Source organism: Chlorobaculum sp. MV4-Y (genome assembly GCF_025244685.1).
Taxonomy (GTDB): domain Bacteria; phylum Bacteroidota; class Chlorobiia; order Chlorobiales; family Chlorobiaceae; genus Chlorobaculum.
The window spans coordinates 986,822-998,630 of record NZ_CP104202.1; the positions used below are offsets into that span (position 1 = coordinate 986,822).

Consider the following 11,809-nt stretch of genomic DNA (forward strand, 5'->3'; position numbering starts at 1 on the left):
GTTATCCGAGTTTTCGCAAGAGTTTCACCTCGCCAAGATTCGACTCATCGACCCGCACTTCGTAATCTTTAAACGAACGCGCCGGGCCTTCGGAATCCTCTTTGCGCTTCACCGTGACTCGCTCGAAAAGCTGGCTTGCCGGAGCATTCCCCAAAGCCGAACTGTGCTCGAAAACATACAGCCCGCGCGTGGACATCAAACCACGAGCCGCCGAACGGTCATGCTCAAACAGGTTCAAGAGAGCATTCCAGAAAAGCTCAAGGTCTTCCTCGGAAAAGCCCGTTTGCCGGGCAAAATTCGCTGACACGAAACCATGAGCGCGATACAGGCCATACGGAACGGTGTATTTTCGGCCCATCGTCCGGTTGTCGCCGCTCTGTTTTTCCGCTTCCGCTTCGGTCGCTACGGCCATTCGCGTAATACTATGCTCCAACGCCACGACAGGCTCGACCGAGCGAGCAAAGGTTATCTGAATCGGGCCGCGTACCTGGCCGGCATTTGCTCCGGTTGACATCACGGCTCCGAAAGTCCTTATGTCGTAATATGTTGCACACATTTGAACACGGCCTTTCTCAACCTCTCCACCTTGGGCAGCTCCGTCTTTATTCCTTTTCTTGCCATCTTTCGGATCGGCTGGAACCTCATGAAGATCGATGTTCAACTCCGCATAAGCTTCATCAATCTTGTTATTCAGAACCGCTTTTTCCTTGATGAAAATATCCTGCCCTGACAACTGCGCGAAGTTGCGAACCTTACGTTTCAAACAAACATCGGTCACCAGACCCATGCCGGTTTCAGCATCGATTCGCGGAAGATTGCCTGCATCTGGATCGCCATTCGGGTTTCCGTCCTGAACATCGAAAAGCAGAACGAAATCATAGCGTTTATCGACAGTAGTCATAATGATTCTCCTTTGGTTTCATTATTGTTATCTGAATCTTTCTTTTTGAAAAAGTCCTGGCGCTGGTGGTAATAACCAATCGCAAAACGGGCCTGATCTTCCATTGAAAGATGCGAAGGCATTTCATTGCCAATCCCCTCAAAAACACTGGCAAGCATCCGCTCGAAATTCACGCGACGACCAGCGTTGTCAAGCTTTGAGAGATGATGATTTTTCAGCTTTAGCAATTGCGGAAAAACGGTCACAGGCGTCGATGAAGCTGCTCCGTAAAAGCGATCACGAATCGTTGCATTAAGGCCGCCGGGACTTGCCTCTTCCTGAATTTTTTCCAGAACGGCAAAAAGCCGTCCAAGCCGATACCCCGGATTGTTGTTGGTTGGATCAAGAGCCACGTTTATCTCCTTTTCTTTGGTTTTATAAATTCTGGAAAAACGGTTGAGATAGGCTTTCAGAATACTCGCCTGAACCCTCGTTACATCCTGCGTTGCGCGAATTCGTCGGATTGCCTGCTGAAGCATCGTTGCAGGATACAAACCACCGGTTATCACCGATTGAAAAATCTGTCCGGAAAGATTGGGTGGAACGTTATCCACCTTCCCTTCGTGCCCCATTGCAGACAGGAGCCAGAACATCGAAAAATGGCCACTATCTTTCTGCCTTCTGATGATGTCGAGATCATCGAAATGCTGGCGGATATTCCCTGCAAATTCCGCAATCGTGCCGGTATGCCAGAAGCGAACGGAAATACGCGCCGAGTTCGGTGCAAGCCCAAGCACATAAAACCTCGTATCTGAATCCATACCTGCGTGACCGGCATAAACCCCTTCATAAAGAGCTTTAACAGCTCTGACATCCGCATCTGGATCGTCTTTTCGATAACCGAAAAAGACCGGAAAATCCTCTTCAAAAGTTTCTTGCTTTTGGGACCAAAAAACGGTCGTCGCATCTCCGACCTGAACCTTATTTTTGGATTCTTTACCAAGCAACATGTTGAGAGCTGTCGTATAGGCAAACTCTGCTGATTTGCTTATCGGTGCATTGAAAGCTTGCTCTTTTCCATACGAATCATAGCCGGAATTTTTCTGAAACGAGACAAATTTCTTTGAATCCTTGTTGATCGGAGTATCACTGTGAATTCTGGCAATTGGAGCGTTTTTTCCTGTCACAAGACAAAGGCCGGCGACATCATCAGCACTCTCTCCAATCTGACTCTCAACATAAATTCTTACCGCATCACGGCATGGAATGAGATCGACTTCGCCATCAAGCCTGAAGCTCATATTGCAACCAACTATTTTGCTACATTCTCTCCAGTTATCAGACTCTTTAACTTTTTCATACTCGCCATTTTCGTAAAAGCGCATGACCGCCAGAACACCTTCATCGACCTTGACATCTACAGGTAATGAGTGAAGTTTTTCTATAAAACTCGACATCTGTTTTTCAGCCATCACCTGATCTTTTTCATGTTCACTTCGTGCATGTCCCAGCACATAGCCGTAATGATCCCAAAACAAAAAGCTATTTTTCCAACCGTTAAGGCCAGTGCGAACAACAGACTTCGGCAACAAATATGATTTCGCTTTTTTCTTTTTCCCCTCGCCTTCTCGCGTATCTTCGAGCGATACGAAATTCCCATCCCGATCAATCACGATCACGAATGGAATTTCCTTCCATTCAAAACCTTCCGGAGCAATACCGCTTTCCGGATCGGCAGCTTTTCGCTGGTAATAGTCGTACAGTGCTTGCAGAATCATTTTTTCACCTCCTCGCTGTCCCATGCCGGAACCTTGATTACCCCGTTTTCAAGAGATGCCCGGAAAAAGGCTGGAGGAGGTTCTTTCAAGCTCTTTTCAAAATCGAGGTCGTAAAGCATGAATCCCAGATCGCGCGTTTCACTGATCGGCTCCGGTTCGTTTGCCATATCATCGACCATCCTGAACTCGCAACTGAACTCGCGGCATCCGAGGTAGGGCTGGTTGAAGCACTGCCCTTTCCGCGCCCGGCGCTCGAACATGGCGTTGTACTTTCCCGGATTTTCATCTTTGCGCAGCTCTTCGGTTTCCCAGCCATCCTGCAACGCTTCCGGCACCGGGCGCTTCACGTTCGCACGTTTCGACAGAGGAATGAATTCAAGCTCGGCGTGCAGCCGGTAGGCCACATCCCGCAGAAACAAGCCCGCTCTCTGCTGACGCGAATCCTCGATATAAATCCCTCGACTTCGCTCGCTTGCCGTTTGGCCGACTTCATTCCGCCGCACCGAAATCCACTTGATCGGATTCAGTACCTCGATCTTGCAAATCCGCCAGCGAATGGCCGGTTTCCAGAAAATCGCCTCGAAAATGCCCCGCGCCGCCGATGGCGTGATGACGTCGTAGCTCACCCGTTCGACCTTCATTTCGGGCCGGGTGAAGCAGGCATAATCGCCCTTGACTTCGACGCAGAATGGTTTATTCCAATGCTCCATAGAGTTCTTCTTTTTGTTGAGCTTAGTAGTAAAAATTCAGGGCCGCATCGATATTCAACCCGAAAACCGGATCGTACGCGCTTTCCGCCGTCTGCACCCAAACGCCATTGACCTCTTCGATCAGGCCATTTTCCCTCAGTTTCTCCAGATCGGGATCATAGACATTGACCGAATAGCGCTGAAGCTTTCTCATCAGCGTCCGGTTCGGGCCGCCAAAACGGAGTTGATCGGTCAAGGCCTCGATGTTCGTTTTTCCATCGCGATACTTAACGATCACACCGTGTTGCTGCGTATCGTCGATCAGCTTGAATTTTCTGGCCGCCGTGCGGAACTGGATTTTATAGCACAGCGCGTCGTTACTCGCCAGCAAATCCATGATTCCCTTCGTGTCGAATCCGTTCAGTCCGCTGAAGTAGTGCATGAAATAACGGCGAAACGCTTCCGGCATGAGCGATGCAGCAAGCTCAGGCTCGTTACGGAACAATGTCTGGGCGGCAGTTTCAGCTTTGAGCAAGCGGCCCGATGGCGAAGGCTTCGGAGGATTGAACACCACCACATCGCCACGTTCAAGCCGCCCCTCGCGATTGCACCGGCCCGCCGCCTGCGCGATGCTGTCGAGCCCGCTGAAAGAGCGATACACCGTTGGAAAATCAATATCCACGCCAGCTTCGAGCAACTGCGTGCTGACAACACGGACAGGCTCGCCCGCCTTGAGCTTCGATTTCACCTCGGCAATGACGTTACTGCGATGCTCCGGGCACATCAGCGCGGAAAGATGAACTGTGCCGTCCGGCATCTGCCCGTGAAGCGCCCGACAATCCTTGCGGGTATTGACGATGCACAACACCTGCTCGTGCTCCCGAACCCGTTCGGCAATCTCCGACCACTCGTGCCGCTCATCGGCTTGGCCCAACATCCGGACGCGAACGCGCTGAAAAACGCTGAACAGTTTCTCCGGATCAGCCATCAACTCGCGCACGGAGCCTTCCGCAAATCCGTTCAGAATATCCTTGCCGGTGCCGACCTTGCCGCTCAACACCGGTTGGGTGGCCGTGCAGAGCACGACCGACGTTCTGAAATGCGCGGTCAGCGATTTGATGACGGAAATAATCGGTTGCAGAAAATCGGTCGGCAACATCTGCGCTTCGTCGAGCACGACAACCGAATTGACGATGTTGTGCAGCTTGCGGCAGGCTGAGCTTCTGGCTGCGAAGAGCGACTCGAAAAGCTGCACGTTGGTGGTCACGATGATCGGCGCATCCCAGTTTTCGGAGGCCAGCCGTGATGCCGGAGTTTCTCTCGACGGATCGAGGTTGCTGTGGTGCTCCAGCACGGCGTCATCGCCGAACACTTCGCGATAAACAGCGGCGGTTTGCTCAATGATGCTGGTGTAGGGAATCGCCACGATAATCCGTTTTTTGCCATGCCGAATAGCGTGTTCGAGCGCGAAGGACATCGAGGCAAGCGTTTTGCCACCGCCGGTGGGCACGGTCAGCGAAAACAGTCCCGGCTCCAGCGACGCGCCTTTTTCGCGGCACTCGCGGAGAATCTCTTTTCTTTCCCGGTTCACCGGCGTATCCGGAGCGCCGCTCTCTTTAGAGGCCATATAACGGTCGAAACGCTCTTTCAGCGTCGCCAAATCAACTGCGTTCGAACGAAGATCAGCCTGCTCTGGATTCATGAACAGTTCGGTATCGAGAAAGTCCGCATCGACCAGGCAGGAGTAAAGCATCCGGATCCACAGGTGCGCCAGCTCTGCGCCGCCAGGCGGGCTTTGGCATGGCAACGACGTCGGCAGCGCCACATTCAGAACGCTGTCGGGCGGAGTGCCTTTCAGGGCATGCTGCAAATGCTCCAGATTTTTCAAGCGTTCTTCAAGCGTGCATCCGTTCGTTCTCATTTCTCGGTACCAATCCGGCAAACCGGTGTGGTGCCCGGCGATCAGGTAGCCGAGAATTCGTCCGATACCTTTGCTTTTGTTGCTGGCCAGAATCGCTCCGGCTGCGGAGTGGTCAATCTTGCCCATCGTGCTCCTCCAGATAATCGCCGTTGCTCTTGCGCAGATACTCCTGCCAGCGCGGATTGAATTTGCCGAGATCGTGCAGCATTCCAGCCGCCCTGGCCCAATCGGCATTGCCGAATTCACTGGCAAAGTTGGAGGCGATTTTTGCGACGCTGGAAAGATGGTCGCTCAGCTCGTGCTCGAGCCACCGTCCCGATTCATCTTTTCGGAGATGGGCGGCGGGGATTTTTTCGTCACTCATGCTATTCCAATTTGAATTGATATTTCCGAACACAGCACAGTAAAGCCCGTATCTGCACTAACGAGCCTGATATTTGTAAGGCGAAATTGAGAAACTGATGATTGAAAAGGGGAAAGAATCTTCCTGCTGGCACGGCTCTCTTTCCGGGCAGATAAGGTACCGCCCGAAGATTTTTAAAACTGCAACTCATGAAGAGAATACCGCTTGCTGAAAAAGGGGTTAAGTTGAACGTTGACACAATGGAACTGCCACGAACATCAGCACTTTTCATAGTACTGATTGGTTACGCCATTTGAAAGCAACAAAAGCATTATGTGACAGGTGCCCGATTGAAAAAGCGAGCGTTTGAAATCGCAAAGAAAATTCAGGCTGGGGAATGTTCTCGGGATAAAGCTCGTTAAGTGTGTTAATGGTTCTCAAATTTCATGAACAAATGCTCTCTGCGGCTTCATCGTGAAAGTTGGCGCTCTGGGTGGTAAAAGCTGGTCAACGAGTTATGGGGAGTTTCATTATATTGATTAACAAACTGTTCCCTTGTATGGCGTTAATCGCTGCCAAAGCCATTTCACAGCGAAATCGGACCATACGGAAGAACGCAAGAGTTTCGGATTTTTATCGTCCTTGTTTATTGTGGCTTCCTGCGGGACATCATCTGGCCGGAGCGTGAATATTTTTTCGTCAGTATCGAATACCTATGACTGTCAATAAAGAGAGTGATGCCGCGCGGGCAGTTCCTGCCGTGAAGCGCGAGATACCTTACAACTACACTTCGGCGAGTGACCGCCAAGCGATTTCGTTCATCCTCGGCGAAGAGGTCGTCCGGCAGATCGAGGAACTGCGCGACCTCCGGGTGACTGGACGGTCGGCCCGTCTGTTGATGCAGCTTTTTGGCGATATTCTCATTCATGGCCGCAATCCCTATCTGTTCCAGGAGCTGGTCGGTTCGGAGCGGCGGCGGGACAGGATTTTCGAACACGCCCGCAAGGACATAGAGACTATCCAGTCGTCGGCCAACGGCGAGCCGAGAGTGCTGGCAATTGTCCAGACCCTTCGCGCCAAGCTGGAGAAGTTCCGCGCCGAGATCGAAAGTTTGCCTGAAAAGCGGCGTAAAATCAAAAAAGAACTGGCCCCGATCGTCGGTGCAAAGAACGTACTGTTCGATCCCTTTTCGATTGTGGCCCACGCGACCGACGCTACCGACTGGCGCCTGTACCTGCCGGTAGCCGTGGTAACGCCGGACGACGAAGCGCAGGTGGCGCCACTCATCGCGGCTATCGCGAAGCTCGGGCTGCGCGTGATTCCGCGCGGCGCGGGCACCGGACTCACCGGCGGCGCAGTGCCGCTGCGTTCGGATTGCGTCATGATCAACACCGAAAAACTGAACCGCGTGCGCGGCATCACCGAGCGGACATTCCACCTTAAGGACGGTCACACGGTGACAGGCAAGGTGATCGAGGTCGAGGCGGGCGTCATCACCGAAGCAGCCATGCACCACGCCGACGAGCACGGCCTCGTCTTCGCCACCGACCCGACCAGCGAGTGGGCCTGCACCATCGGCGGCAACATCGCCGAGAACGCGGGCGGCAAGATGGCCGTGCGCTGGGGCACCTGCATCGACAACCTGCTCGAATGGAAGATCGCCATGCCGGGCGGCAAATTGTGGACGGTTCGCCGCGCCGACCATCAGCTTCGCAAGATTCTGCCCGAGGATACCGTAACCTACGAAGTGCTCGACCAGCACGGCGCTCCGCTGAAGCGCATCGCCTTGCGCGGTACGGAAATCCGCAAGCAGGGGCTGTGGAAGGACATCACCAACAAGGCGCTCGGCGGCGTACCGGGGTTGCAGAAGGAGGGCACCGACGGCGTCATCACCTCGGCGGTTTTCGTGCTCTACCCGAAATATGAGGAGAAGCGCACGCTCTGTCTGGAGTTCTTCGGCCCCGACATGGACGAGGCGAGCCGCGTCATCGTCGAGCTGTCGAAGGCATTCCCGTACCAGAACGTCGAGCACGAAACGCTGCTCGCGCTGGAGCACTTCGACGACGAGTACATTCGCGCCATCGACTACAAGGTGAAGGCCACCCGCCCGCAGACGCCCAAAGCGGTGCTGCTGATTGACATTGCCGGGCACACGGAGGCGGAGGTCGAAGCGGGTGTGGAGCGCGTTCGCGCCCTGCTCAAAAAGCACCCGAACACGCTGATGTTCGTGGCGCGAGACCAGACGGAGAGCATTCTCTTCTGGCAAGACCGCAAGAAGCTCGGCGCGATTGCCCGACGCACCAACGCTTTCAAGCTCAACGAGGATATCGTCATCCCCATCGAGCAGCTCGCCGTGTTCGCCCGTTTCATCGACGACCTGAACGTCGAGGAGGAGCGCTATTCGCAATTGAGGTACGTCGAACGGATCGAGGCGATGCTGCGCGAAAGCAGCAACCCCGAAAAACTCACCCCCTTCGAGGCGAAGATTCCGGCGGGACTCGGCCTGTGCGACCTGATCCGCAACCGGCTCGAAGCCGCCGATCCCCTGCTGTTGCGTTCGCTGACGCTTTTGCAGGAGTTCCGCACCGAGTTGAACCAGCTTTTCCGCGGCTACCCGAAAACGCTCGACGCCATCGAAGCGGCCTACCAGCACGTGCGCGACCGGCGCATCGTGCTGGCCACCCACATGCACGCCGGTGACGGCAACGTGCACGTCAACGTGCCGGTACTTTCGAACGACCGCCCGATGCTCGACCGCACCAATCACGTCATCGACAAGGTGATGGAAAAGGTGATTTCGCTTGGCGGAGTGGTCTCGGGCGAACACGGCATTGGCGTGACGAAGCTGAAATACATGGACAAAGAGCGTATCGAGGAGCTGTCGGCCTATCGCCGCGAGGTCGATCCGGATGGCATCATGAATCCCGGCAAGCTGGAGGATTACGAGGCGCTGAACCACATCTTTACGCCGTCGTTCAACCTGCTGGAGCTCGAAGCGCACATCCTCAAGCGCGGCAAACTCGAAGCGCTCTCGAAGAAAGTGGACTACTGCATCCGCTGCGGCAAGTGCAAGCCGGACTGCTGCGTCTACTACCCGGCGCGCGGCATGTTCTACCATCCGCGCAACAAGAACCTGGCTATCGGATCGCTCATCGAGGCGCTGCTCTACGACGCCCAGCGCGAGCGTTCGACCGATTTCAAACTTTTGCAGTGGCTGGAGGAGGTCTCGGATCACTGCACCATATGCCACAAGTGTCTGAAGCCCTGCCCGGTGGACATCGATTCGGGCGAGGTGTCGATTCTTGAGCGGCAAATTCTCTCTGCGCGCGGGTTCAAGGACTCGCCGCTCATCACCAAGATGACGCTGAACTACCTGGCCAACCGCTCGCCCTTCTACAACAAGATGTTCCGCAACACGGTGCTGCGGATTGGCGGCGCAGCCCAGCGGGCTGGCACGAAAATAACCGCCCCGTTACAGACATCCGAGGCGCAAAATGTCCTTCCGCCGCTGCGACTCTTGCGTTCGGCGGTACCACCGGTGCCGGAAAAGACCCTGCGCGACGTACTGCCCGCCTGCGACAGCGATCAGGTGCTGGTGTTTGAACCATCCGGCAAGGAGGCGACCTCGACAGTCTTCTACTTCCCCGGCTGCGGCTCGGAGCGCCTGCACTCGACCATCTCGATGGCCGCAATCCACATTCTGCTCGAAACCGGTACGCGCGTGGTGCTGCCGCCGCCCTTCCTCTGCTGCGGCTTTCCGCTGAACGTCAACGCCAAAGAGGAGGAGTACGCTTCGATCGTGCTGCGCAACACGGTAATGTTCAGCCAGATTCGCGAGATGTTCTCCTATCTGGATTTCGACGCCTGTGTTATCTCCTGCGGCACCTGCATGGAGGGACTTGAAGTCATGGACGCCCCGAAGCTCTTCGGCAACCGGATCGTCGATGTGTCGCGGTACGCTTACGAAAAAGGAATGCGGGTGGACGGCGGCTCGACGCAGAGCCTCTACCACGCCCCCTGCCACGACTCGCTGAAGGGCAAAGCCTGCGACCTGTTGCGCGATGTCGGCGGCTTCGGAAAGGTGACCGATGTACCGCACTGCTGCTCGGAAGCGGGCACGCTGGCGCTCTCACGCCCCGACATTACCGATTCGATGCTGCATCGCAAACGCGAAGCGCTGAAGGAGTCGATGCACGACGAAGCGACCGCGACGATACTGACCAACTGCCCATCGTGCGTGCAGGGCCTCGGGCGCAACCGCGACATGGGCATCGAGCCCAAACACATCGCCGTGGCGCTTGCCGAAAAACACTCCGGCCCCGATTGGATGGAGCGCTTCCTCGTCCAGGCAGCAAAGGCCCAGGCGGTGATGTTCTAAATGAACAATGTCGAATGATGAATTGAAAGGGCGGGCACTCAAGCCCGCCCTTTCTGCGTCCGGCATCACGGAAAGCCATTTCGGTCACGGTGCAGCGCACTCAAACCTCACCAATTTTCTACAAAAATGAAGAAAACGCAGTATGCCTCTGATCTTCAATCAGACGATTATGGCTAACGCTAAATAAAAAAGAAGGTTAGCCAAATCTCTTCCTGTGGTGGCTTGAGCTGTCTATTGTTGCTGGAGCCATAAGGGTCTCGGGAAGAAAAAATTTGTTACATATTTGTAGTTACCATCATCTCCCTTCTGCTCTAAAGCTCTCCGCATCTCTTTCCCTGAAAAAATCTCAAATCCATCTAATTTCAAGTAAAGTATTCTATTTCTATAGAATAGACAGCAAAGAGCACTGCTATACAAAGAATTTTACATAAAAAACGAAATAATTGGCACACTTATTGAAAATCTTTTTATAAAGATTATCACAAAACGAAAAACCTACGACCATGTACAGAATCATCAATGAATCGGAATACATCGCGGTCACCTTTACCGGCTCGGTCAGTTTTTCGGAACTTCTCGACGCCTTCCTTCGCCTTACCGCCCTTCCGGGTTTCGGCGACAAGAGCCGTATCTGGATTTTCAAGGGCGATGATGAAAGCAGTCTTTCTCTGGCGACCATCTTTTCGGTCATGCCGATAGTCCAGAAGCTGAACCTGAAGAACAGAAAAAACAAGGTTGCCATCGTTTTGCAGAACGGACTCCAAAACGCCATCACTGATCTGTTCGACAGCGAAAGCAACGGGGGAAGCCGCCGCGTCGATCTGTTCGAAGATGTAGAGAGCGCCGTGCAGTGGATTGCAGCGTAAGGAAAATGGTGAATGAACTTCAAGGACGGACTAGCAGATCCGTCCTTGTTTCCATCCTATAAAAGTTATACGACCTATTTCACTGCTCCTCCATCGCTATCGAAAAACCGCCCCTTGCGATATCCGAACATTGATGCCGCGAGCTTCATGAGCATGAAAACAACCGGCTGGTAACGCAACGTGCCGCCTCGTCCACTGATTGCCCTGATTGCTGGCACCAGCGTTGCCGCAACGGTCTCCGGAGTTTCGGCCATCGCGTTGAAAAAGCGCTTCTGAGCAGGCGTTGCGTCGCGGAGCAACAGATCGGTCAGCACCAGTCCGGGACTCAGATCGTGAATACCGACTGAGCGGTTGCCAGCGGCTTCGAGTTCCTGGCGAAGTAGTTCGCTCATGATCGCCACCGCCCGTTTGGATGCTCGATGCGAGACGGAGGTAGACGATGAACGAAGGCCCGCTGATGAAAATCCCATGTTGAACAGATGGTAAAGCGGCTCGTCGGCACTCCCTGGCTGGCGAAGCATAACGCGCAGCGCTTCGGCACAAAGCATCATGCTACCGGAAAGATTGGTGCGGCAGGTTTCGTCGATGTCCAAGAGCTCGAGCTCCCAGAGCGGCCGGCGCATCCGGCCCGCCGTACCCGCGTTGTTGATCCAGCGGTCGATGACGCCGAGCTTCGAGGCGGCGAAAGCGGCAAATCCGGCGGTCTGCCGGTGGTCGGAAACGTCACACGCCATGCCGTGAACCTCCCCGCCTGGCACGTCTCGTTCGAGCACCTGCAACGCCAACGCGAGATTCGATTCGCGGCGCGAGCAAATCGCCACGCGGTCACCGGCCCGCAAAAACTCCCGCGCCATCGCCAGCCCGAGCCCGGCACTGCCGCCGGTAATAACCACGCCGAGAGAGGCTGATATGCTCTTCGTTCGTTGCATTGACAGGATAACCGTGATTTTTCAA

The 11,809-nt window shown here is 54.5% G+C and carries 8 protein-coding genes; 2 read left to right on the forward strand and 6 right to left on the reverse strand.

From position 1 onward, the window contains the following. Position 1: 1 nt before the first annotated feature. The 5 genes from cas7c to NY406_RS04780 are packed head-to-tail and all read right to left on the reverse strand — an operon-like array spanning position 2 to position 5,632. Positions 2 to 901: a type I-C CRISPR-associated protein Cas7/Csd2 gene (cas7c, locus tag NY406_RS04760; protein ID WP_260633587.1), complete on the reverse strand. Its 900-nt coding sequence runs from the start codon at positions 899 to 901 to the stop codon at positions 2 to 4. Next, a complete protein-coding gene (gene cas8c / locus NY406_RS04765) occupies positions 898 to 2,658 on the reverse strand; it encodes a type I-C CRISPR-associated protein Cas8c/Csd1 (protein WP_411267099.1) in 1,761 nt (586 codons plus the stop codon). The genes cas7c and cas8c overlap by 4 nt, the downstream gene beginning before the upstream one ends. Beyond that, positions 2,655 to 3,368 carry a type I-C CRISPR-associated protein Cas5c gene (gene cas5c / locus NY406_RS04770; protein ID WP_260633589.1) on the reverse strand — a complete coding sequence of 238 codons (714 nt, stop codon included), beginning with the start codon at positions 3,366 to 3,368 and terminating at the stop codon, positions 2,655 to 2,657. The genes cas8c and cas5c overlap by 4 nt, the downstream gene beginning before the upstream one ends. A gap of 22 nt (positions 3,369 to 3,390) precedes the next feature. After that, positions 3,391 to 5,394, reverse strand: coding sequence for a CRISPR-associated helicase Cas3' (gene cas3, locus NY406_RS04775; protein WP_260633590.1), 2,004 nt, complete (start codon positions 5,392 to 5,394; stop codon positions 3,391 to 3,393). Then, positions 5,381 to 5,632, reverse strand: a complete 252-nt coding sequence (locus NY406_RS04780; protein ID WP_260633591.1) for a CRISPR-associated endonuclease Cas3'' — start codon at positions 5,630 to 5,632, stop codon at positions 5,381 to 5,383. The genes cas3 and NY406_RS04780 overlap by 14 nt, the downstream gene beginning before the upstream one ends. Before the next feature lie 694 nt (positions 5,633 to 6,326). On the opposite strand from NY406_RS04780, the gene NY406_RS04785 reads away from it, so the two are divergent. Together NY406_RS04785 and NY406_RS04790 are read left to right on the forward strand one after the other, a co-directional pair. Continuing rightward, the gene (locus NY406_RS04785; RefSeq protein WP_260633592.1) at positions 6,327 to 9,989 is read left to right on the forward strand and encodes a DUF3683 domain-containing protein; all 3,663 of its coding nucleotides are present in this window, start codon (positions 6,327 to 6,329) and stop codon (positions 9,987 to 9,989) included. A 503-nt stretch (positions 9,990 to 10,492) separates the two neighbouring features. Beyond that, on the forward strand, positions 10,493 to 10,855 hold the full coding sequence (locus NY406_RS04790) for a hypothetical protein (protein ID WP_260633593.1): 363 nt from the start codon (positions 10,493 to 10,495) through the stop codon (positions 10,853 to 10,855). A 74-nt stretch (positions 10,856 to 10,929) separates the two neighbouring features. Here the strand turns inward: NY406_RS04790 and NY406_RS04795 are convergent, their stop codons facing one another. Beyond that, the gene (locus NY406_RS04795) at positions 10,930 to 11,784 is read right to left on the reverse strand and encodes an SDR family oxidoreductase (RefSeq protein WP_260633594.1); all 855 of its coding nucleotides are present in this window, start codon (positions 11,782 to 11,784) and stop codon (positions 10,930 to 10,932) included. Positions 11,785 to 11,809: the final 25 nt, after the last annotated feature.